Here is a 22,655-nt window from a genome sequence, read left to right on the forward strand (position 1 = left end):
ATGCTGGGGGTGGCGGGCGCAAAGCCCGCCCGTTCCCTCCCCCACGGCTGTGGAGGAGGGTCGCGGCAGGGGCAGGAGGCGACGCCTCAGGCGGCGACGCTGACCTGCGCGCGGGCCGGCGGCGTCATCTCCTTGTGGAAGGAGCCGTCCTTCATGATCGCCAGGATGCGGCTGCGGTCCTGGAACAGGGTGATGTCCTGCAGCGGGTCGCCGTCGAGCAGGATCAGGTCGGCCAGATAGCCATTGCGCACCAGCCCCAGCTCGCCCGGACGGTTCATGATCTCGCCGCCCAGCAGGGTCGCCGACTGGATCGCCTCCATCGGGGTGAAGCCCAGCAGCTCGACGAAATACTCCAGGTCCTTGGCGTAGGTGCCGTGCGGGGTCCAGGCGAAGCCGTAGTCACCGCCGGGCAGCACGCGGATGCCGCGCTTGCGCATCGCCTTCATCGTCTCGACCGCGGCCTCAAGCTCACGGAAATAGCCCATGTTGCGGGCGACCTCCTCGGTGATGCCCCAGTCGGCGGCGGCGTAGCAGGTCTGGTAGACCCAGGCGAGGCCGGGCGCGACGAAATGCTTGTCCTTGTTGGCCTCCAGCAGATCCAACGCCTCCTCGTCGGCGAAGCTGGCGTGGTAGACGATCTCGATGCCGTGCTTGACGCAGAGTTTCACGGATTCGGCGCTGCGCGCGTGGGCGCAGATGCGCACCCCCCGCTTGCGATGGGCCTCGCGCACCGCCTCGGCGACCTCGTCCTCGGCCATCGGGGTGTCTTCGGCCCGGCACTTGGTGATCTCTTCGCCGGAGAGGTTCAGCTTGATGAGGTCGACGCCCTCCTTCAGCAGGCGGCGGACGCAGGCGCGCATCTCGTAGGGGCCGTTGACGACCTCCACGAAGGTGTAGGCGCCGACATGGCTGGGATTCAGGTCGCCCAACCCGCCGATGGTGGCGATCTCCGGCCCGTTGGCGAGGTAGCGCGGCCCGGCGATGCGGCCCTTGTTGATGTAGTCGCGGACGACGACGTCCAGGCGCGGCTTGGCCGCCGCGGCGCCGACGCACATCGTGTAGCCGCAGTCGAGATAGGTGCGCGCGTTGTCCGCCGCCTCCAGGACATGCTCCTCGACCGGCATCAGGCCGATGGGGTCGAGACCGGCCTGGTTGATCCAGCTGAAATGGGTGTGGGCGTCGCACAGGCCGGACATCAGCGTGGCGCCGCCGCCGTCGACCACCCGGTGCTCCTCGCGGGAGATGGCGCCGGCCTGCCGGGAGACCTCGGCGATCCGGTTGCCCTGGACGAGCACTTCTCCGGCGAAGGGCTTCTCACCGGTGCTGTCGAGAATCTGGACGTTGGTGAACAGGGTCGTGGGCATCGTTTCCTCCGGTTGCGGGGGCAGCTTCTTTGTCTTGGCGCCTCGCCGCGGGTGATGATGGGTTCGGGTGATCGTTCGTGGATCGTCGCCTTGGTCTGTTGTGAGCTTCAGTTCGATTTGGGCTTCAGTTCGATTGGGAGGGCGGCGGGACGGCGGAGGCGATGCGGGCCTCCAGCCCGAGCGGCCCCGCCTCCCCCCGCACCTCGCCGCCGGCGCTGTCCAGATAGCGGCGCGCCAGGACGACCAGCGGCTCCGCCTGCTCCGGCCCGACGTTGTTGAAGCGCAGCCGGGTCTTGCCGAAGGCCGACAGCGACACGTTGCAGGGATGCCGGCACCCGCTGAGGCATTCGACGCGCCGCAGGGTCAGCCGCTCGGCCAGCGCGGTTCCGGCGATCAGCGCCTCCAGCCGGTGGGCCAACCGCTCGCCCGGCGTGGACTCGCCGGGGCTGCGCGCCGCGTAGCGGTGGCAGGTTCGGCACACCGACAGGATGTGCCGTACGGGGGCCGGCGGCGTGTCCATCAGTCCACCGAGAACAGGAAGTTCATCAGCGCCTCGTTCACCTCGGCGGGGCGTTCGAAGGTCGTCCAGTGGCCGCAGCGGTCGAGGATGCGCAGGGACGATCCGGCGATCTTCCGGTGCAGCGCCCGCACGGCGGTCGGTGGCGCCGTGCCGTCCTCGTCGCCGGTGACCAGCAGCGTCGGACAGGCGATCCGCGCGACGTCCGCCGGCTCCGCCGCGGCCAGCGCCTCGCAGGTGCGGGCGTAGCCCTCCGGGTCCTGGCGCATCAGGATCTCGCGGACCAAGGCGGCGACCTCCGGCCGGTTGGCCTTGGTGTCCGCCGAGGTGCCGGCCTGGACGATGGCGTCGGCGATGCCGACCATGCCCTCCGCCCGCGCCTTGGCCGCGCGGTCGCGGATGACCGGACGGGCGGCGTCGGGCGGCGCGTGGAGCGGGCCGATCAGCGCGAGGCTGCGGACACGGTTCGGACGGCGCGCCGCGACGTGCTGGCAGACGATGGTGCCGAGCGAGTGGCCGACCAGATGGACGCGGTCGAGCCCGCGCTCGTCCATCACACCCTCGATCGCGTCGGCAAGGCCGGCGATGGACAGCGGCCCGTCGGCGGGGCTGCGCCCGGAGCCGGGAAGGTCGGGCCGGATGCACTGGAAGAAACGCGACAGAACGCCGACCTGCGGCCCGAAGACGTTGGAGGTTCCGCCAAGCCCGTGGACCAGCAGGACCGGATCGCCGTTGCCGTGCACCTCGACGGCCAATTGCGGTGCCATATGCCCCTCTCTTCGGTTGATGGTGGTTGTTTGCCAATCAGGCCAGCGTGTTGCTCAGCGCGCCGATGCCGCTGACCTCGACCGTGACGCGGTCGCCGGGGAACAGGAATTTCGGCGGCGAGAAGCCAAGCCCGACGCCGGCCGGGGTGCCGGTGGCGATGATGTCGCCGGGGTACAGCGTGATGCCAGCGGACGCCGTCGCGACCAGGGTCGGGATGTCGAAGATCAGGTCGCGGGTGCTGGCGTTCTGGCGCAGCTCGCCGTTGACCCAGGTCTTCACCTGGAGGTTGGTCGGGTCCAGCTCGTCGGCGGTGACGACCCACGGCCCCATCGGGCAGAAGGTGTCGAAGGATTTGCCCAGCAGCCACTGCTTGTGCCGCTTCTGGACGTCGCGGGCGGTCACGTCGTTGATGACGGTGTAGCCCCAGACATGCTGGTAGGCGTCCTCCGGCGCGATGTTCTTGCCGCCCTTGCCGATCACCAGCGCCAGTTCGACCTCGTAATCGATCTGCTCGCTGATGCCGCGGGGGTAGAGGATCGGCTCGTCCGGCCCGATGACGCTTTCCGGGACCTTGGTGAAGAAGATCGGCAGGGCCGGCACGGCGTCCGCGGCGCCGGTGGCGCTGCTGTCGTAGCCGCTGCCGGCGAATTCGCGGGCGTGGTCGTGGTAGTTCTTGCCGACGCAGAAGATGTTGCGCGCCGGGCGTGGGATGGGGGCCTCCAGCCGGACGCGGGAGAGGCCGATGCCCTCCCCCTCGACATTGATGCGCCCCTTGATCTCGTCATAGCGGCGGATGACGTCGAGGAGATCGTCCACCGGCTCGCCGAGCAGCGATTCCAACGGCCAGACCCGCTTCTTGTCCGGATCGATGACCGCGACGGCGCGGCGTCCGTCAAGCTGGATGGTCGCAAACTTCATGGCGTTTCCTTCTCGCCCATTGTTGAGCCAATTTCTCACCAAACCAGAACCGCGGATCGGCTTGTGAGCCAATTAGGCCGGCTTGGTGATTGTTTGGTCAACTGAAAAAATGGAAGTATGACGTTTGGCTGTGAAGAAAGTTGAAGGTTTGCGTTGCGGAACGCCCAGGAGCGGGATAGAATTGGATCACGTTTGGATCATCTCCTCGGAACGAGGACGGGAATGGACACGCTGAATCTCAGGGACCGGGCGGCCAACGGCGCCAACGCCGTCGTGCAGTTCATCGAGCGCAACATCGCCGATGGCAGCTGGGGGCCCGGCACCAAGCTGCCGACGGAGCGCGATCTGGAGAAGCGCTTCGGCGTGTCCCGCAACACGCTGCGCAAGAGCCTGCGCCAGCTGGAGGACCAGGGGAAGATCGTGCGCCAGGTCGGTCGCGGCTCCTTCGTCGCGGGCAGCCTGGAGCCGGCGCTCGGGGCGGCGCTCCGCCTGCTCGCGCCACGGGAGGGCGAGAACCTCGTCCGGCGCATCCACGGCGCCAGCCCGACCGAGGTGATGGAGGTGCGGCTGATGGTCGAGCCGCTGGCGGCGGAGCTGGCCGCCAGCCGGGCGAACGCGGCCGACCTGCAACGGCTGGAGGAGTGCCTGCTGCGCGCCGATCAGGCGCGCGATGTGCCCGACTTCGAGCATTGGGACGGGATGCTCCACGTCGCCATCATCGCCGCGACGAAGAACGGCCTGCTGATGGACATCTATGACGCCATCAACGACATCCGCAACCAGCCCGAGTGGGGCCGGCTGAAGGCGCGCAGCGTGACCCCGCAGCGCCGCGCGATCTATCAGGAGCAGCACCGCCGCATCGTCTCGGCCCTGCTCGACCGCGACGGGGCGAAGGCCCGCGCCGAACTGCTCCAGCACCTGACGCTGGTCCGCGCCAATCTGCTGGCGGCGTCGAGCCAGGGAGCCGCGGCGGAGCCGGACGCGGCCATTGACCTGTGACGGCCCGGCCCGGCGACGGGTCCGAACCGCCCCTCAGCGAAGAGCTGGACCGATCATCGGGACAAGCACGTAAATCCCAAAGATCGCCATTCCCAGCAGCGTGAGCAGTATCCGGAACAACGTCCGCCAGCCGCCGTCCGCGCGGTGAAGGTCCAGGTAATGGGTGAGAATCCGGTCGGCCTTGAGATTGGCCGCGGCGAGGACGAGTCCGACCCCGAGCGGCCCGAGACCACCGCCGCCATGCCCAGCCCACATCGAGACGGCGGTGAGCAGCATCAGAACCATCCAGGTGCGCGTCAGGATCGCCATCGCTTCACCTCAACAGATAGACGATGGGGTAGAGCAGCACCCAGATCAGGTCCACCATGTGCCAGAAGGCGGCCCCGGTCTCCAGATTCTCCAGGCTGTCCCACCACGTGACGATGCCCAGGATCACAATGCCCGCGGCGACGTGCATCGCGTGAAAGCCGGTCATCAGGTAGTAGAGCTGGAAGAAGCTGTTGGTCTCCAGCGTGAGGTCCCGGCCGATCTTGTCGCCGTACTCGACGGCCTTGATGGCGAGGAACACGCCGCCGAGGGCCATCGCGCCGAGCATCGCCATGCGATGGGAGCGGCCCGAGGCCCGGCGCCGCACGGCGACCGCGACCAGCCAGCCACTCGTCACCAGGACCATCGTGTTCACGCCGCCGAGCAAGCGGTCCAACTGCGCCTGCGAGGCGTCGAAGGTCGCCGGGTCCAGCGCGCGCGCCACCGCGAAGCCGATGAACATCGCCCCGAAGGCCGCCAGCTCTCCCAGGATGAGAATCCACATCATGGGGTTGCCGGGCAGGCTGGAGAGAGGCCCCCAGTCGGCGGCCTCCCCGTCCGCAGCCCCGTCCGCGATGACGACCGCCGTCGGTACGGGAGTTTCCGTCATGTCCGCTGTGCCTCCGGAAGTGATGACCGGAAGGGACCATGACGCGGGAGACGAACCCCGTCTTTGCCCGGGGGCAAACTCGCGGAGCGTTGCCGTTCAGCGGGACCGGACGGCGCCGATCGTCAAACGCCCGTCACTGATAGCCGCCCTTTTCCGCACGCTCCCGCGCGGCGTCCTCCTGGGCCTTGGTCATTTCGTCCTTGGTCGCCGCCGGCTGGTCGTCGGGCTTGCCGGTCGCACGGTCGTTCTCGGCTTGCGGTTGGGAGTCGGTGTTGCGGTTGTCGCCCATCGCGTCATCCTCCGGCATGAGGCGGGCCGCTGCGGCCCGCCGTAAGCCTCACCAACACGCCCGCGCGCCGGTCGTCTCACTCCCCTGCGGAACGGGATTGCGGTCAGGCAACGATGCCGGCGTCGTGCAGGCGGCCGATCTCGGCGGACGGCAGGGCGAGCAGGTCGGCCAGCACCGCGTCGGTGTCCTGTCCCAGGACGGGCGCCGGGCGGTGGTCGCTGCGTTCGCCCAGGCCGGGGAAGCCGAGGGGCGAGCCGGGAACCAGCAGCGGCCCGACCTCCGGCTGCTCGACCTCGCGGAACAGCGGGTTGGCGGTGGAGCAGCGCGCGTCCTCCGCCACCAGCTGGCCGAAATCCCGGTACGGCCCCCACAGCACGCCCGCCCCGGCGAAAGCGCTCTCCACCTCGGCCAAGGTGCGGGCGGCGAACCAGGGGGCGAGCACGGCAGAGATGGCGTCGCGCGCCAGGAAACGCCCGCCCTCGTCGTTCATGTCCACGTCCATCAGCGGGCCGATCATCGCCAGCCGCTCGGTCAGCCCGGTCGCCTTGCCCAGCGCCTTCCACTGGCGGTTGGAGATGGCGACGACCATCGCCCGCCGCCCGTCGGCGGTGGCGAAGTCGCGCCCATAGGCGCCGCAGAGGTCGTTGCCCATCGCCGGCCGCACGGCGCCGTTGACCCGGACGTCGGCGAGGTAGCCGAGGTTGCCGACGGTCGCCAGCATCACGTCGGCCAGCGCCACCGTCACTTCCTGCCCGCGTCCGGTGCGGCGGCGATGCCGCTCCGCCGCCAGCAGGCCGGTGGCGAGATAGAGGCCGGCGGCGACGTCCCAGGCCGGCAGCACATGGTTCACCGGCTCGCCACCGCGACCGGTCGCCATCGGGAAGCCGCTGGCGCAGTTGACGGTGTAGTCCACCGCCGCCGAGCCGTCCGGGTTGCCGGTCAGCCGCAGCATGATCAGGTCGTCGCGCCTGGCCGACAGCGCCTCGTAGCCCATCCAGCCGCTGGCCGGCAGGTTGGTCAGCAGGAAGCCCGCATTCTCGCCCGAGGCGGTGATGATCGCCTGGGCGATCTCCCGCCCCTCCGGCCGGTCGAGCGCCAGCGTCACCGACCGTTTCGCCTTGTTCAGCGCGGTCCAGTAGAGGCTGGTGCCGTTCGGCGCCACCGGCCAGCGCCGATAGTCGATGTTGCCGCCGATGGGGTCGATGCGGATCACCTCCGCGCCCAGCTGGGCCAGCGTCATGCCGCCCAGCGGCGCGGCGATGAAGGCCGACACCTCGACGACGCGCAGATCGGAGAGAAGCGAGGACATGGGAGTCTCGATCCAGATGGAAACAACGTGGTGGACGGGTGCCCCCACCCTAACCCTCCCCTGCGAAGCGGGGGAGGGCCGGGGTGGGGGCAAAGGCTGATGCGCTTTACACGCAACGCCCGCCGTCGATCTCCAGCACCACGCCGGTCAGGAAGGCCGCCTCGTCCGACGCGAGGTAGAGGGCGGCGTTGGCGACGTCGGTCGGCTGGCCCAGGCGGCCGAGCGGCACGATGCCCATCATGCGCGCGCGCTTCTCCGGGGTGTCGCCGCCCATGAAGGTGGCAAGCAGCGGTGTCTCGGTGGCGACCGGGGCGAGCGCGCAGACGCGGATGTTGTCCGGCGCCAGCTCCAGCGCCAGCGACTTCGTGATGTTGTGCACCGCACCCTTGGTCGCGTTGTACCAGACCAGGCCCGGGCGCGGCCGCAGGCCGGCGGTGGAGCCGAGATTCAGGATCACACCGGACTTCTGCGCCCGCATGGTCGCGACGACCGCCTTGGAATAGAGGTAGATCGACTTGACGTTCAGCGCGAAGACGCGGTCGAACTCCTCCTCCGTCACGTTCTCGAACGGGCCGTTGGCGTGGGTGGAACCGGCGTTGTTGACCAGGATGTCCAGCCGCCCGAACTTTTCGACGGTGGCGGCGATGGTCATCTCGACATCCGCCATCTTGGTCACGTTGGCGGCGATGCCGATGGCGGCGTCGCCCAGACGCTCCGCGACCGCCTTGGCGGCGTCGCCGTTGATGTCCACGACCGCGACGCGGCCACCCTCGCGCACGAAGGTCTCGGCCATCGCGAGGCCCAGCCCCTGCGCCGCACCAGTGATCAGGGCGACCTTGCCGTCCAGACGCTTCGTCATTCTTGTTTCCTCCCCAAGGGATTATGTGGTGATGGGGAGGCTATCCGCGCCGCACCGGCCGTGCTATGGACCATCCGTCATAGCTGCTATCAGCCCGCACAGCCGGTCATGACCATCGAGTCAGAATGGCCATCGAGTCAGGGGGCGCTGTTCTCCCCGGCGCTGCCGGGGGCGACGACCTTGCCCATCAGCACGCCGTTGGCGACGCATTTCGCCACCTCGGCGTGGATCAGCCGCAGCAGGGCGCGCGTCGCCTTCGACACCGGCTGGTGCAGCGGCGTCGCGGTGACGAGCATGGCGTGCATGTCCTTGGAGCTGATTTCGCGGGCGATCAGCCGGCCCTGGCGCACCTCGCGGTGGACGGCGCCGAAGGGCAGGATGGTCGAGCCCATGCCCTCCTCCACCAGCTGCTTGATGGCGGTGACGGAATCGATCTCCATGTCGACCTGGAGGTCGATGTCGGCCCGCCGCACCGCCGCGTCCACCACCCGGCGCAGGCCGTTCTCCAGCCCCGGCAGCACGAAGCGCAGGCCGCCCAGCGTCTCCACCTCGACCGGCCCGTCGTCGCCGGCCACCGCGTCCTTGGCGGACTGGACCAGCAGCAGATTCTCCACGAGCAGCGGCGAGGACAGCATGCTGCGCCCGCGCCGGGCGTCGTAGAGCACGGCGAGGTCGAGCCGCCCGCCCTCGACCCATTCCAGAAGCGTGCCGCTGAACACCTCGTGGATGCGCAGCGTGGCGTCGGGGTAGTTCTCGTGAAAGCGGCGGGCCAGCGGCGCCCCCAGCGTGGCGCAGATCGACGGTGGGAGGCCCAGAGTGACCGACCCGGTCAGCCGTTCCGACTGGTCCTGGATCTCCTCCTTGATCTCAGACAGCGCGCCCAGCAGATGGCGGACCACGTCATAGAGCTTGCGCCCCTGCTGGGTCAGCGAGACGCCGCGCCCATGGCGGTAGAACAGGCTGGTGCGCAGCTCGTGCTCCAGCTTCTGCACCTGCCGGCTGAGCGCCGGCTGGGTGATGCCAAGCTTGACCGACGCCTTGGAAAAGCTGCCAAGGTCGGCCACCTGAACAAAGTAGCGCAATTCCAGAAGTTCCATGAGAAGCAGGTCTCGTCGTTCGGCCTCCGCGTCGGATAGCGAATACTCCGGTATGACACAAGCGGAGTCCTGACAGGTCAGTCCTGCCCGGTCCTCCGCCGTGTCTCACGATCAATTGCGCCGGGTGAGCAGGCCGCGCGCCACAACCTGGGCCTGGATTTCTGCTGCCCCTTCGAAAATATTCAGGATGCGGGCGTCGCACAGCACACGGCTGATCGGATATTCCACCGCGTAGCCGTTGCCGCCGTGAATCTGCACCGCGTTGTCGGCGTTCGACCAGGCGACGCGCGCGGCCAGGAGCTTGGCCATGCCGGCCTCGATGTCGCAGCGGCGGTCGCTGTCCTTCTCGCGCGCGGCGAAGTAGGTGAGCTGGCGGGCAATCATCGTCTCGACCGCCATCCAGGCGATCTTGCCGGCGACGCGCGGGAAGGCGGCGAGCGGGCGGCCGAACTGGACGCGCTCCTGGGCGTAGCGCAGGCCGAGTTCCATGGCGTTCTGCGCCACGCCGACGGCGCGGGCGGCGGTCTGCACGCGGGCGGATTCGAAGGTCGCCATCAGCTGCTTGAAGCCCTGGCCCTCGACCCCGCCCAGCAGGTTTTCGCGCGGCACCGCGAAGCCGTCGAAGCCGATCTCGTACTCCTTCATGCCGCGATAGCCGAGAACCGGGATCTCGCCGCCGCTCATGCCCTCGGCCGGGAAGGGGTCCGCCTCGCTGCCGCGCGGCTTCTCGGCCAGCAGCATCGACAGGCCGCGGTAGCCGGGGGCGTCCGGGTCGGTGCGCACCAGCAGCGTCATCAGGTCCGACCGGCTGCCGTGGGTGATCCAGGTCTTCGCCCCGGTGACGCGGTAGGTGTCGCCGTCCAGCACAGCGCGGGTGCGCAGGCTGCCCAGGTCGGAACCGGTGTTGGGCTCGGTGAAGACGGCGGTCGGCAGAATTTCCCCCGAGGCGATGCGCGGCAGCCAGCGCGCCCGCTGCTCGGCGGTGCCGCCCAGGCGGATCAGCTCGGCGGCGATCTCCGCGCGGGTGCCGAGCGAGCCGACGCCGATGTAGCCGCGCGACAGTTCCTCCGTCACCACGCACATGGCGAGCTTGCCCATGCCGAGCCCGCCGTCCTCCTCCGGAACGGTCAGGCCGAAGACACCCATCTCGGCCATCTGTTCGACGACCGGCATCGGGATCAGCTCGTCCTTGAGGTGCCACTCGTGGGCGTGCGGCTCCACCACGTCGGCGACGAAGCGGCGGAACTGCTCGCGCACCATGTCGAGCGCCTCGTCCTCCAGCGCCGCCTCGCCGAAGCCGCCCCCGTGCAGCGCGTCGGCCAGCAGCTCGGCGATGCGCAGCCGCAGGGCGGAGGCGTTGCCGGCGGCGATCAGCCGGCGCACCGCGTCGGTGCGGAAGGCGGCGCGCTCCGCGTCGTCCAGCCCGAAATCGGCGGGGCGGACGATCTCGCCCTGGCTCATCGCCAGACCGCCGTCGAGCTGGGCCAGATACTCGCCGAAGGCGGCCTGGAGCATGCACGCCTCCAGCTCCCCCAGCCGGCCGGCGCGATCCAGCCGCTCCGCCCAGCCCTGCATCTGGCGCAGCGCCTCGGCGTAGGTCGCTACCCAGGCGAAGCCGTGCGCCGCCACCTGATGGCGGTCGAGCGCCGCTGCATCGACGCGCCCGTCCGGCGCCACCAGCGCGGCGACACCGCGCTCGGCAGCCTCGGCCAGCCGCGCCACCGCGTCGAGTGCCCCCGCCGTGGTGGGCAGCAGGTCGGACAGCGCAAGCGGGCCGTTGGAGGTTGGTGTGGACGACATGGCGCGTTTCCTCGGTGCGTGTTGTTTTGGTTCAGCCCGTCTGTCCTCCCCCGGAGGAAGCAGGGCAATCGCATTCAGCCATTATTGCCCTCGCCCCCCTCCGGGGAGAGGGGAGGGTGAGGGGGATCGGTGCGCCTGCGGCGCACCACCAAGGGGCAKRCTGCCCCTTGGCAATCCCCTGGCGCGGGCTTRCAGCCCACGCTGCCCCCTCACCCTCCCCTCTCCCCGGAGGGGAGAGGGATTTCAGGGCCGGGGCGTCAATCCGCCGCGATCGTCTCGCGGGGCGGGAGGGACGCGGCGATCCCGGCGAAGGCCTGCTCCACCAGCCGGCGCTGGTCGGCCTCGTGGTCGCCGTGGAAGCTGCCGGCGGGCGAGGCCGCCTCGTCGCGGGCCACGCAGGCGACGCGCGGTTCGGCGCAGCCGGCGGCGGCCCGCAACGCCTCCAGACGGCGGTCCAGATAGGTCCAGGCGCCGAGGTTGCACGGCTCCTCCTGCACCCAGGCGCAGGACGCGCCCGGCCAGCGGCGGAACAGCGCCGACAGAGCGGCGTCGGGCAGAGGGTACAGCATTTCCAGCCGGACCACCGCCACCGCGTCGGCCCCCCGTTCGGCCCGCTCGCGCTCCAGCTCGTAGGCCAGCTTGCCGCTGCACAGCAGGATGTGCTCGACCCGCGCCCCGGCGGTGACAACGACCGGCTGGAAGGCGGTGCCCGGCGCGAGTTCGGCCAGCGTCGACACGGCGGCGGGCAGGCGCAGCAGCGTCTTCGGGCTCAGCACCACCAGCGGCTTGCGGTCGCGGCGCAGCATCTGCCGGCGCAGCAGGTGGAAGTAGTTGGCCGGGGTGGAGGGGTGGGCGACGCGGATGTTGTCGCGCGCCGCCATCTGGAGGAAGCGCTCCGGCCGGGCGGAGGAGTGCTCCGGCCCCTGCCCCTCCAGCCCATGCGGCAGCAGGATGACGAGGCCGGAGGGCTGGCGCCACTTGTCCTCGGCGCTGACGATGAATTGGTCGATCATGATCTGCGCGCCGTTGGCGAAGTCGCCGAACTGCGCTTCCCAGATCACCAACGCGTCGGGCCGCTCCAGGCTGTAGCCGTACTCGAAGCCGAGGACGGCGTATTCCGACAGCGGGCTGTTGACCACGTCGAACCGCGCCTGCTCCACCCCCAGATGGTTCAGGCTGACATGGCGGCGCCCGGTGACGGTGTCGGTCAGCGCGAAATGGCGGTGCGAGAAGGCGCCGCGCACCACGTCCTGGCCGGTCAGCCGCACCGGCGTCCCCTCGGCCAGCAGCGTGGCGAAGGCCAGCGCCTCGCCGGTCGCCCAATCCAGCGGCTCCTCGGCGCGGCGGCGGATGACACGCTCCACCTTGCGGTCCACGGCCAGCCCGTCGGGAATGGCGGCCAGCGCCGCCAGCAGCCCACGCAGCCGGTCGTCGGCGATGCCGGTGTCCGGTTCGGCGGGAAGCGCGCCGGCCGGGGCGAAGGGCGCCCAGCGCCCGCCGGGGAAGCCGTCGTGGTTCGGCCGATGGTCGGAGGCCGCGGCCAGCGCCTCCTGGAAGCGGGTCTTGTGCCCGGCGGCCAGCGCCTCGGCCTCGTCGGGGCCGACCAGCCCGTCGGCGGCCAGCCGCTGCGCGTAGAGCGCGCGGGCCGGCGGATGGGCGTCGATCGCCTTGTAGTCGAGCGGCTGGGTGAAGCGCGGCTCGTCGATCTCGTTGTGGCCGTTGCGGCGGTAGCCGACGAGGTCGATCACCGCGTCGCGCCCGTGCGCCTGCCGGAAGGCCACGGCAAGGTCGGCGGCGCGCAGCGCGGCGTCGGGATCGTCGGCGTTGACGTGCAGGATGGGGCTGTCCACCGCCTTCCACAGGCCGGTGCAGTGGAGCGAGGTCCGCGCCTCCTCCCGCTCGGTGGTGAAGCCGATCTGGTTGTTGACGATGACGTGGATGGTGCCGGCGACGGTGAAGCCGGGGACGCCGGACAGTTGCAGCGCCTCCGTCACGCTGCCCTGGCCGATCACGCTGGCGTCGGTGTGCAGCAGCACGCAGAGCACCCGCCGGACGTCGCCGCCCTGCGCCCGCTCCAGGTCCTGGCGCGCCCGCGCGCGGCCCAGCGTGACCGGGTTGATGGCCTCCAGATGCGACGGGTTGGGCGACAGAGTCAGGGACAGCGACCGCTCGCCGAAGGACAGATTGCTCTCCACCCCCATGTGATAGGGCACGTCGGCGGGAACCGGCGGGTCGGCCAGGAAGGGGTGCATGCCCTTGATCCCGGCGAACAGCTCGACCAGCGGCTTGCCCAGCGCGTTGGCCATCAGGCTGAGCCGGCCGCGGTGCATGGTCCCGACCTGCACCTCGGTGACGCCCGCCGCCGCCGCCGCCGCGAGGATGCGGTCGAGCAGCGGGATCAGTGTCTCCATGCCTTCCGCCCCGAAGCGCTTCTTGGTCGGGTAGCGGACGGCGAGCAGCCGTTCGAACTCCTCCGCGGCGGTCAGCAGCGCCAGCGCACGGCGGCGCGCCTCGGCGGGCGGAGCGGTCTCCGCCCCCTCGTAGGCGTCGCGCAGCCAGGAGCGCAGGGCCGGATCGTCGATGTGCGCCGTCTCCAGCGTCAGCGTGCCCTGGTAGAGCCGGCGCAGGCGCGCGGTCTGGGCGTCCTCGGACGCGGAGGATGCGGCGGGCGCCGCGCGGCCCAGCGGGTCGAGGGCGGCGGCGGCGTGACCGCGCTGGCGGATCTCTTCATGCCGCAGCGGAACCGTCGGATCGCCGGCCGGCGCCCCGGCGGGAACGGCGCCCAGTTCGTCCAGGATCTGGAAGACGGCGCGCCAGCTTACGTCCACCGACGCGGGGTCCTCGCGGAAGCGTTCCTGCAACGCTTCGAGATAGGCGGCTCCGGCGGCGTTGAGCGGAGAGGACAGCCTAGACATGGCGCACACCGTTCATGCGATTGAACATCCGTCGGTTTGATGGCGGTCGAAGACCAGTTGCCCTCAGCTTATCGACCCATCGCGCGGTGCGGAGCGCGTGGCGTGCCTGTAGCAGATATTCATTGCGGGCATAGCAAACCGTCCGCGCCCGCACCGTTCACGGTGGCTCGCCGCGGGTTTCGGATGAAACCGTTCGCTCCGCTGATGGCTTGCCGCGCTTATGGCTGATATGCCGGCGAAACGCATTCCGCTGTGCGGCCGCCTGATCCACTGTCAGGGTCACCACACCCTCCCCGGCCACCCACCGGGGACCAAGCGCGTCGGACCGGCATCGCCTCGTCCGGGCGACAAAAATCTCGGGAGGAAGATCCACATGAAGCGCCGTCAATTCTTCAAGGGTGCCGCCGTCGTTGCCGGCGCCTCCACCCTCGCCGCCCCGGCCATTGCCCAGTCGGAGCCGACGATCCGCTGGCGCTGCGTGTCCAGCTTCCCGAAGAACATCGAGGTGCTCTACGGCAGCGCCGAGGTGCTGGCGAAGAACATCGCCGAGGCCACCGACGGCAAGTTCCAGATCCAGGTCTTCGCCGCCGGCGAGCTGGTGCCGGCGCTCCAGGCGCTCGACGCCGCCAGCAACGACACGGTGGAGATGGCCCACACCGCGTCCTACTACTATGTCGGCAAGGACCCGAGCTTCGCCTTCGGCTGCTGCCTGCCCTTCGGCCTGAACACCCGCCAGCAGAACGCCTGGTTCTACCATGGCGAGGGCGGCAAGCTGCTGGAGGAGTTCTACGCCGGCCACAACCTGAAGGCGCTCGCCGGTGGCAACACCGGCTCCCAGATGGGCGGCTGGTTCCGCAAGGAAATCAAGAGCGCGGAGGACCTCAAAGGGCTGAAGTTCCGCATCTCCGGCCTCGGCGGCCAGATCCTGTCCAAGCTGGGCGTCGTGCCGCAGCAGGTCAGCGGCGGCGACATCTACCCGGCCCTGGAGCGCGGCACCATCGACGCCGCCGAGTTCAACGGCCCCTACGACGACGAGAAGCTCGGCCTCTACAAGATCGCGCCGAACTACTACTACCCGGGCTGGTGGGACGGCACCTCGCTCCAGCATTTCTTCATCAACACGAACCGCTGGAACAGCCTGCCCAAGCATTACCAGGCGGCGCTGACCTCGGCGGCTGCGCTCGCCAACGTCGACAGCGTGGCGCGCTACGACGTGCTGAACCCGGCGGCGCTGAAGCGCGTGGTGGAGAAGGGCGCCAAGCTGCGCGCTTTCCCGCAGGACGTGCTGCAGGCCAGCCACAAGGCGGCGCTGGAGCTTTACGACGAGTTGTCGGACAAGAACCCGACCTTCAAGAAGTTCTACGAGAGCTACCGCCGCTTCCAGACGGACTCGAACCTGTGGAACCAGGCGTCGGAATACGCCTACGACAGCGCCGTCCTCCGTCTCGCCCGGCGCTGATCCGGCACCTTGTCAACCATGACCGGGGAGCGGGGCCGCCGCTCTCCGGCCGTGGCATCGTCGCGTTCCGCGCGACCGGCTTTTCCCGGAGGGCCTGCCCACCATGCCGACCCCCAACGCTTCCCCCTTCATGACGGCCCTGGTCGGGACCTGCCGGCTGGTCGACGCGGTCACCGCGCGGCTGGGCAAGGCGATTTCCTGGCTGATCGTGCTGGCCATCCTGGTCTCGGCCGTCAACGCCGTCGTCCGCAAGACCTTCGATGTCAGCTCCAATTCGTGGCTGGAGCTGCAATGGGTGCTGTTCGCCGCGGTGTTCCTGCTCTGCTCCCCCTGGACGCTGAAGGAGGACGAGCACATCCGCATCGACATCGTGAACGCGCAGCTCGGCAAGCGCGCCCGCGACACCATCGACCTGTTCGGCCATCTGGCCTTCCTGCTTCCCTTCAGCTTCGTGATGCTGGTCACCTCCTGGCCCTTCGCCATCGCCTCCTACGCGATCGAGGAACAGTCGATGAACGCCGGCGGCCTTCCGCAATGGCCGGCGAAGATGCTGATTCCGTTGGGATTCACCGTGCTGTTCATCCAGGGCCTGTCCGAGCTGGCCAAGCGCGCCGCGATCATGTCCGGCCACCTGGAGGACCCCAACCAGCGGGCCGGCGGCCATCAGGCGGCGGCCGAGGCCGAGGCGGAACGGCTGCTGGCCGCCGAGCGCGAGCGCACCTCCCACCCCGATACACTTCCCAGCCGGTGACCGCGCGATGAGCACGACCTCTCCCTCCCTTTCGCCGCGCGCCGTCCGGCTGTCCGTCATCTCCCTGGTGCTGCTGGCGGTGGTCGCCGTGGCCCTCTACGTGCTGCCGGTGCCCGGCGCCGCGGCGCTCGCCGAGCAGGACGGCTGGCGCGGCTGGTTCGGCCACAACATGGCGCCGATCATGTTCGCCACGCTGGTCGGCATGCTGCTGCTGGGCTATCCGGTGGCCTTCGCGCTGGCCGCCAACGGGCTGCTGTTCGGCCTGATCGGCATCGAGATCGGGCTGTTCCGCCCCGACCTGTTCCAGGCGCTGCCCGAGCGCGTCTACGGCACAATGAACAACGACGTGCTGCTGGCCGTGCCCTTCTTCACCTTCATGGGGCTGGTGCTGGAGCGCTCCGGCATGGCCGAGGACCTGCTCGACACCATCGGGCAGCTGTTCGGCTCGATCCGCGGTGGTCTGGCCTACGCGGTGATCTTCGTCGGCGCGCTGCTCGCCGCGACGACGGGCGTGGTGGCCGCGTCGGTCATCTCGATGGGCCTGATCTCGCTGCCGATCATGCTGCGCTACGGCTACGACCGCCGTCTGGCGTCGGGCGTCATCGCGGCGTCGGGCACGCTGGCCCAGATCATTCCGCCGTCGTTGGTGCTGATCGTCATGGCCGACCAGCTCGGCCGCTCGGTCGGCGACATGTACGAGGCCGCCTTCGTCCCCGGCCTGCTGCTGTCGGGCCTCTACGCGCTCTACGTCTTCGTCGTCTCGATGATCTGGCCCAAGGCCGCCCCCGGCCTGCCGCCGGAGGCCATCGCCCACCGCGAGCCGAACGGCGCGCGCGGCGTCTGGCAGCTCGGCCTGCTGGCCCTGTTCGCGGGTGGGGTCGCCACTTGGGTGATGGGCCGCACCGACGTGAAGTCCGGCGCCGACTACGTCGTGCTGCTGCTGTCGGTGGCGGTGCTGGTCGCCTTCCTGGCGGCGGCCTTCAACCGCGGCTTCGGCGCGCAACGCCTCGTCCTTCAGGCCATCGCCACGGCGGCGCTGACGGCGGGGGCGGCGTGGCTGACGGTGAACGGGTGGACCAGCCTGGCGCTGGTCGGCGATTCCGTCGCGGCGGGCGCCCTCTACGCCCTGGCGGTGGCGGTGGTGGAGCGGACGAGCGGCCGGCGCCTGATCTCCCGCATGGCCGAGCAGGCGACCTTCGTCATGGTGCCGCCGCTGGCGCTGATCTTCCTGGTGCTGGGCACCATCTTCGTCGGTCTCGCCACCCCGACCGAGGGCGGCGCCATGGGCGCCGTCGGCGCGCTGGCGCTGGCGGCCATGAAGAAGCGGCTGAACCTCGACATGGTGCGGCAGGCGACCTACGCGACGGCCAAGCTGGCGTCCTTCGTGCTGTTCATCCTGATCGGCGCGCGGGTGTTCTCGCTGACCTTCTACGGCGTCAACGGCCACATCTGGGTCGAGGAGCTGATGGTCTCCCTGCCCGGCGGCCAGATGGGCTTCCTGATCGCGGTCAGCGTGATGGTCTTCCTGCTGGCCTTCTTCCTCGACTTCTTCGAGCTGGCCTTCATCGTCATCCCGCTGCTCGCCCCGGCGGCGGATCGTCTGGGCATCGATCTGGTGTGGTTCGGCATCATCCTGGCGGTGAACATGCAGACCAGCTTCATGCACCCGCCCTTCGGCTTCTCGCTGTTCTTCCTGCGCTCAGTGGCGCCGAAGCTGCCCTACATCGACCGCATCACGAAGAAGGAGACGGCCCCCGTCCTGACCAGCCAGATCTACTGGGGTGCGGTGCCCTTCGTCGTCATCCAGCTCGTCATGGTGGCGCTGGTGATCGCCTTCCCGCAGATGGTCATGCACTACAAGTCGACCGCCACCAAACTCGACGACAAGCAGATCGAAGAGCAGTTCAAGGGCCTCGGCGGCGACCTGAACGACGACCTGCCGCCGCTGGAATTCAAGTGATCGAGACCGAGAGAGGGAGAGCGACATGCGCATCGCCGTCGTAGGAGCCGGCGCCGTTGGCGGCGCGCTGGCCGGGTATCTCGCCGCCACGGGCCGGCACGAGCTGTCGCTGCTGGCCCGCGGCGCCCATCTCGCGGTGATCCGCGAGGGCGGGCTGACCGTGCAGACGCCGAAGGGAACGCTGACCAGCCGGCCGCGGGCCAGCGACTCCGCCGCCGACCTCGGCCCGCAGGATGTGGTGATCGTCACGGTGAAGGGGCACGGGCTGCCGGCCCTGGCCGCGTCCTTCCCGGCGCTGTGCGGGCCGGACACGCTGGTGGTCGCGGCGCAGAACGGCATTCCCTGGTGGTACCTGTACGGCGCCGGGGACGGTGTGACGCCGGAGCCGCTGGAGGTGGTCGATCCCGGTGGGGCCATCTGGTCGGCCATCGGGCCGGAGCGGGTCGCCGCCTGCGTGATGGAGGTGCTGCCCGCCCGCATCGTCGAACCGGGCGTCGTCGCCCACACCGCCCTGCCGGTGCTGGCCTTCGGCGCCCCCCGGCCCGGCGACCACGCGGAAAAGCTGGCGGCCCTGGCCGACTCCTTCAACGCCGCGGGCGCCACCGCCCGCCTCCCCGCCGACATCCGCGTGCCGCTGTGGAGCAAGCTGATGCTCAACATGGCGGTCGGCCCGACCAGCGTGCTGACCGGCGCCACCATGGGCGCCATGGAGCAGGCCCCCGGCATGGCCGCCGTCCAGGGCCGGCTGATGCGCGAATGCCTGAACGTCGCCCACGCCTGGGGCGTCGCCCTGCCCGACGACATCGACGAGCGGCTGAGCCGGGGCAGCGGCGTGCCCGGCCACAAGCCGTCGATGCTCCAGGATTTCGAGGCGGGGCGCAGCATGGAGATCGACCCCATCGTGACCACCGTCCTGGAGCTGGCCCGCCGCCGCGGCGTGCCGGTGCCGACCATCGAAACATTGTGGGCGCTGACCGCCCTGAAGGAGCGGGTGGCGCGCGCCGACTGAGCGCGCTTGCCCCCACCCTAGCCCTCCCCCGCTCACGCAGGGGAGGGGACTGCCGCCGCTTCGCGAAAATCCCCCTCCCCTGCGCAGCGGGGGAGGGTCGGGGTGGGGGCAGCACCAGCGCCACCGAAGAACGTCCCCGGAGAAAAACCAACATGTCCCCCGCTTCCGATCGCATCACCAACTTCATCGCCGGCTCCTGGCGTCCGGGCCGCGACCGGCTCGACATCTTCAACCCGTCGAATCTCGACACGCTGGCCGGCTCCTACTCCCTGGCCGGCGCCGACGACGTGGCGGAGGCCGTGGCCGCGGCGCGCGCCGCCCAGCCGCAATGGCGCGCCGCCACGGTGGAGCAGCGCTCGCTGGTGCTCGACGCCATTTCCCGCGCGCTGTTCGACCGCAAGGACGAGCTGGCCCTCATCGCCGCGACCGAGGGCGGCAAGACCATCCCCGACGCGCTGGGCGAGATCACCCGCGCCGCCCACCTCGCCCGCTTCTTCGCCGCCGAGGCGCTGCGCGCGCCGGGCGAGACGCTGGGCTCGGTGCGGCCCGGCGTCGAGGTCGACGTGACGCGCGAGCCGGTCGGCGTCATCGGCCTCGTCACGCCTTGGAACTTCCCGGTCGCCACGCCGATGTGGAAGATCGCCCCGGCGCTGGCCTTCGGCAACGCGGTGATCTGGAAGCCGTCGGAGAAGACCCCCGGCATCTCCATCGCCGTCACCCGCCTCATCGCGGAGGCGCTGGAGGCCCACGGCATGCCCACGGCGCTGTTCAACTTGGTGATCGGCGCTGGCCCGAACGTCGGCGCCGCCGTGGTCGACGCGGTGGACGCCGTGTCCTTCACCGGCTCGGTCAACACCGGGCGGCGCATCGCCGTGCGCTGCGCGGAGCGGATGATCCGCGTCCAGCTGGAGCTGGGCGGCCAGAACCCGCTGGTCGTGCTGGGCGACGCCGACCCGGAGCGCGCCGCCGAGATCGGCGTCAACAGCGCCTATTTCCACGCCGGCCAGCGCTGCACCGCCACTGGCCGCTTCATCGTCGAGGATTCGATCCACGACGCCTTCGTCGCCGCGATGACGGAACGGATGGCGGCGCTGCGCGTCGGCCACGCCCTGCTGCCGGAGACGCAGATCGGCCCGGTCATCGACGAGTTCCAGCTGACCAAGAACCTGCAATACATCGACACCGGCCTGAAGGAGGGCGCCCGGCTGGCGTCCGGCGGCGGGCGGCTGGACCGGCCGACGCGCGGCTGGTTCCTGGCCCCGACCCTGTTCACCGAGACCGGCAACGCCATGACCATCAACCGGGAGGAGGTCTTCGGCCCGGTCGCCAGCGTCATCCGCGTCAAGGATTACGAGGAGGCCCTGCATGTGGCCAACGACACCGACTACGGCCTGTCGTCGGGCATCATCACCAACTCGATGAAGCACGCCCGCCACTTCCAGGCCAACATCCAGGCCGGCATGACCATGCTGAACCTGCCGACGGCCGGCGTCGACTACCACGTCCCCTTCGGCGGCCGGAAGATGTCGAGCTACGGCCCGCGCGAGCAGGGGCGCTCCGCCATCGAGTTCTACACCATCATCAAGACGGCCTATCGCGCGCTGTGACGCCGAACCGAAGCCCAGGGAGAGCCACCTTGCCCAACCACACCCTGACCGCCGGGCGGCCGGACTTCGCGACGGCCGTGCTCGCCCCCATCCACGCCATCGTCGGCGACCGCGGGCTGATCACCGATCCCGGCACCATGCAGCCCTTCATGGAATCCTGGCGCGACGGCTGGGTCGGCCGCTCCCCCGCCGTGGTGCTGCCCGACAGCACCGAGGCGTTGGCCGCCGTCGTGCGGATCTGTGCGGAAACGCGCACCCCCATCGTGCCGCAGGGCGGCAACACCGGCCTAACCGGGGCCAGCCAGCCGCACGCCGACGGGACGGAGATCGTCCTCTCGACCAACCGGCTGAACCGCATCCGCGAGATCGACATCGACAACGACACGATGACGGTGGAGGCCGGCTGCATCCTCGCCAACATCCAGAACGCGGCGCGCGACATCGGCCGGCTGTTCCCGATGAGCCTCGCCGCCGAAGGCTCCTGCCAGATCGGCGGCAACATCGCCACCAACGCCGGCGGCGTGCAGGTCGTGCGCTACGGCAACATGCGCAACCTCGTCGCCGGGCTGGAGGTGGTGCTGCCCGACGGGCGGATCTGGGACGGTCTGCGCGGGTTGCGCAAGGACAACGCCGGCTACGACATGAAGCAAATCTTCATCGGGTCGGAGGGCACGCTGGGCATCGTCACCGCCGCGGTGCTGAAGCTGTCGCCGCTGCCGCGCGCCACTGCCACGGCGCTGGTCGCGGTGTCGGCCCCCAGCGACGCCGTCGATCTGCTGACCCGCGCCAAGGGCGTCGCCGGCGACCGCATCATCACCTTCGAGCTGATCCAGCGCGACTGCATCGACGTGGCCCGCCGCCATGTGCCGGACGTGCCCGATCCCCTGCGCGACCGCTACCCCTGGTATGTGCTGGTCGAGCTGGCCGACCAGGACGGCGGCAACCGCCTGATGGAGATGCTGGAAGGCATTCTGGAAGCCGGAATGGAGGCCGGCGAGGTGCTGGACGGCGTCGTCGCCGCCTCCAAGGCGCAGGCCGATTCGCTGTGGCGCATCCGCGAGGGCATCCCGGAGGGGCAGAAGCGCGAGGGCGTGTCCTTCAAGCACGACGTGTCGGTGCCGATCTCCCGCGTGGCGCGCTTCCTCGACCGCGCCAACGCAGCGCTGGAGCGGGAGTGTCCGGGCATCCGCCCCTTCGCCTTTGGCCATCTCGGCGACGGCAACATCCACTTCAACCCGATCCAGGCGGAGGGCGGCGACCCGGCCGAATGGAAGGCGAAGCTGGCGACGGTCAACGCCATCGTCCACGACATCGTCGTCGAGCTGGGCGGCTCCATTTCCGCCGAGCACGGCATCGGGCGGCTGCGCATCGACGAGATGCCGCGCTACAAGTCGCCGGTCGAGCTGGACATGATGGCGACGCTGAAGCGCGCCTTCGATCCGCACAACATCATGAATCCCGGCAAGATCCTGCGCGCCTGAGCGCGGTTCCGCCAGTCCAAGGATTGATCCCCATGAAGGTCCTCGTCCCGGTCAAGCGGGTGGTCGATTACAACGTCAAGATCCGCGTCAAGGCGGACGGTTCCGGCGTTGAGACCGCCAACGTGAAGATGAGCATGAACCCCTTCGACGAGATCGCCGTCGAGGAGGCCGTCCGCCTCAAGGAAGYCGGCAAGGCGACCGAGGTCATCGTGGTCACCGTCGGCCCGACGGCGGCGCAGGAGACGCTGCGCACCGCGCTCGCCATGGGCGCCGACCGCGGCATCCTGGTGCAGACCGACGCCGAGACGCAGCCGCTGGCCGTCGCCAAGGTGCTCATCGTGCCGGGCGAGGGCTCGGTCACCGTGACCCGCGAGATCGACGGCGGCCTGGAGACGGTGCAGCTGACGCTGCCGGCGGTGGTCACCGCCGACCTGCGCCTGAACGAGCCGCGCTACGCCTCGCTGCCCAACATCATGAAGGCCAAGAAGAAGCCCATCGAGACGCTGGCGCCCGACGCGCTGGGCGTCGACGTGGCGCCGCGCCTGACCACGCTCAAGGTCGCCGAGCCGGCCAAGCGCAAGGCCGGCGTCAAGGTCGCCGACGTGGCCGCCCTGGTCGACAAGCTGAAGAACGAAGC

The 22,655-nt window shown here is 70.0% G+C and carries 20 protein-coding genes; 8 read left to right on the forward strand and 12 right to left on the reverse strand.

From position 1 onward, the window contains the following. Positions 1 to 86: 86 nt before the first annotated feature. The 4 genes from AC1DVI_RS26285 to AC1DVI_RS26300 form a co-directional block, all read right to left on the reverse strand. Entirely contained in the window at positions 87 to 1,364 is a 1,278-nt protein-coding gene (locus AC1DVI_RS26285; protein WP_476960485.1) for a metal-dependent hydrolase family protein, read from the reverse strand. Between the two features lie 124 nt (positions 1,365 to 1,488). Further along, complete coding sequence (locus AC1DVI_RS26290; protein WP_476960486.1) at positions 1,489 to 1,884, reverse strand: DUF1636 family protein; 396 nt, start codon at positions 1,882 to 1,884, stop codon at positions 1,489 to 1,491. Next, positions 1,884 to 2,648 carry an alpha/beta fold hydrolase gene (locus tag AC1DVI_RS26295; RefSeq protein WP_476960487.1) on the reverse strand — a complete coding sequence of 255 codons (765 nt, stop codon included), beginning with the start codon at positions 2,646 to 2,648 and terminating at the stop codon, positions 1,884 to 1,886. Before AC1DVI_RS26295 ends, AC1DVI_RS26290 begins: the two co-directional genes overlap by 1 nt. Before the next feature lie 37 nt (positions 2,649 to 2,685). Beyond that, positions 2,686 to 3,567 (reverse strand): fumarylacetoacetate hydrolase family protein, encoded by an 882-nt coding sequence (locus AC1DVI_RS26300; protein WP_476960488.1) that lies wholly within the window; start codon positions 3,565 to 3,567, stop codon positions 2,686 to 2,688. 222 nt (positions 3,568 to 3,789) lie between these two features. On the opposite strand from AC1DVI_RS26300, the gene AC1DVI_RS26305 reads away from it, so the two are divergent. Continuing rightward, the gene (locus tag AC1DVI_RS26305; protein WP_476960489.1) at positions 3,790 to 4,566 is read left to right on the forward strand and encodes a FadR/GntR family transcriptional regulator; all 777 of its coding nucleotides are present in this window, start codon (positions 3,790 to 3,792) and stop codon (positions 4,564 to 4,566) included. A 33-nt stretch (positions 4,567 to 4,599) separates the two neighbouring features. On the opposite strand, the gene AC1DVI_RS26310 is transcribed toward AC1DVI_RS26305, so the two are convergent. From AC1DVI_RS26310 to AC1DVI_RS26345, 8 genes are all read right to left on the reverse strand, one after another. Continuing rightward, positions 4,600 to 4,875, reverse strand: coding sequence for a cytochrome C oxidase subunit IV family protein (locus AC1DVI_RS26310; RefSeq protein ID WP_476960490.1), 276 nt, complete (start codon positions 4,873 to 4,875; stop codon positions 4,600 to 4,602). Positions 4,876 to 4,879: 4 nt separating this feature from the next. After that, on the reverse strand, positions 4,880 to 5,482 hold the full coding sequence (locus tag AC1DVI_RS26315) for a cytochrome c oxidase subunit 3 family protein (RefSeq protein ID WP_476960491.1): 603 nt from the start codon (positions 5,480 to 5,482) through the stop codon (positions 4,880 to 4,882). Between the two features lie 133 nt (positions 5,483 to 5,615). Continuing rightward, positions 5,616 to 5,771: a hypothetical protein gene (locus AC1DVI_RS26320; RefSeq protein ID WP_353861736.1), complete on the reverse strand. Its 156-nt coding sequence runs from the start codon at positions 5,769 to 5,771 to the stop codon at positions 5,616 to 5,618. 103 nt (positions 5,772 to 5,874) lie between these two features. Next, positions 5,875 to 7,080 (reverse strand): CoA transferase, encoded by a 1,206-nt coding sequence (locus AC1DVI_RS26325; RefSeq protein ID WP_476960492.1) that lies wholly within the window; start codon positions 7,078 to 7,080, stop codon positions 5,875 to 5,877. A 106-nt stretch (positions 7,081 to 7,186) separates the two neighbouring features. Then, positions 7,187 to 7,939 (reverse strand): glucose 1-dehydrogenase, encoded by a 753-nt coding sequence (locus tag AC1DVI_RS26330; RefSeq protein ID WP_476960493.1) that lies wholly within the window; start codon positions 7,937 to 7,939, stop codon positions 7,187 to 7,189. 137 nt (positions 7,940 to 8,076) lie between these two features. Then, positions 8,077 to 9,036: a LysR family transcriptional regulator gene (locus tag AC1DVI_RS26335; protein ID WP_476960494.1), complete on the reverse strand. Its 960-nt coding sequence runs from the start codon at positions 9,034 to 9,036 to the stop codon at positions 8,077 to 8,079. Positions 9,037 to 9,147: 111 nt separating this feature from the next. Beyond that, complete coding sequence (locus AC1DVI_RS26340; protein WP_476960495.1) at positions 9,148 to 10,836, reverse strand: acyl-CoA dehydrogenase family protein; 1,689 nt, start codon at positions 10,834 to 10,836, stop codon at positions 9,148 to 9,150. Positions 10,837 to 11,093: 257 nt separating this feature from the next. Continuing rightward, complete coding sequence (locus AC1DVI_RS26345) at positions 11,094 to 13,751, reverse strand: 2-oxoglutarate dehydrogenase E1 component (RefSeq protein ID WP_476960496.1); 2,658 nt, start codon at positions 13,749 to 13,751, stop codon at positions 11,094 to 11,096. A 373-nt stretch (positions 13,752 to 14,124) separates the two neighbouring features. Between AC1DVI_RS26345 and AC1DVI_RS26350 the strand changes: the two genes are divergently transcribed. From AC1DVI_RS26350 to AC1DVI_RS26380, 7 genes are all read left to right on the forward strand, one after another. Next, positions 14,125 to 15,210, forward strand: a complete 1,086-nt coding sequence (locus AC1DVI_RS26350; protein ID WP_476960497.1) for a TRAP transporter substrate-binding protein — start codon at positions 14,125 to 14,127, stop codon at positions 15,208 to 15,210. A 103-nt stretch (positions 15,211 to 15,313) separates the two neighbouring features. Beyond that, positions 15,314 to 15,961 (forward strand): TRAP transporter small permease subunit, encoded by a 648-nt coding sequence (locus tag AC1DVI_RS26355; RefSeq protein ID WP_476960498.1) that lies wholly within the window; start codon positions 15,314 to 15,316, stop codon positions 15,959 to 15,961. 7 nt (positions 15,962 to 15,968) lie between these two features. Next, the gene (locus AC1DVI_RS26360) at positions 15,969 to 17,921 is read left to right on the forward strand and encodes a TRAP transporter large permease (RefSeq protein WP_476960499.1); all 1,953 of its coding nucleotides are present in this window, start codon (positions 15,969 to 15,971) and stop codon (positions 17,919 to 17,921) included. Positions 17,922 to 17,946: 25 nt separating this feature from the next. After that, complete coding sequence (locus tag AC1DVI_RS26365) at positions 17,947 to 18,930, forward strand: ketopantoate reductase family protein (RefSeq protein WP_476960500.1); 984 nt, start codon at positions 17,947 to 17,949, stop codon at positions 18,928 to 18,930. A gap of 152 nt (positions 18,931 to 19,082) precedes the next feature. Further along, the gene (locus AC1DVI_RS26370) at positions 19,083 to 20,537 is read left to right on the forward strand and encodes an aldehyde dehydrogenase family protein (protein ID WP_476960501.1); all 1,455 of its coding nucleotides are present in this window, start codon (positions 19,083 to 19,085) and stop codon (positions 20,535 to 20,537) included. A gap of 29 nt (positions 20,538 to 20,566) precedes the next feature. Continuing rightward, positions 20,567 to 22,018, forward strand: coding sequence for an FAD-binding oxidoreductase (locus AC1DVI_RS26375; RefSeq protein WP_476960502.1), 1,452 nt, complete (start codon positions 20,567 to 20,569; stop codon positions 22,016 to 22,018). Between the two features lie 32 nt (positions 22,019 to 22,050). Next, positions 22,051 to 22,655 (forward strand): electron transfer flavoprotein subunit beta/FixA family protein (locus AC1DVI_RS26380; RefSeq protein WP_476960503.1); only part of this gene is annotated, 605 nt, incomplete at its 3' end.

This window comes from Azospirillum sp. P4_B5, from assembly GCF_056402275.1.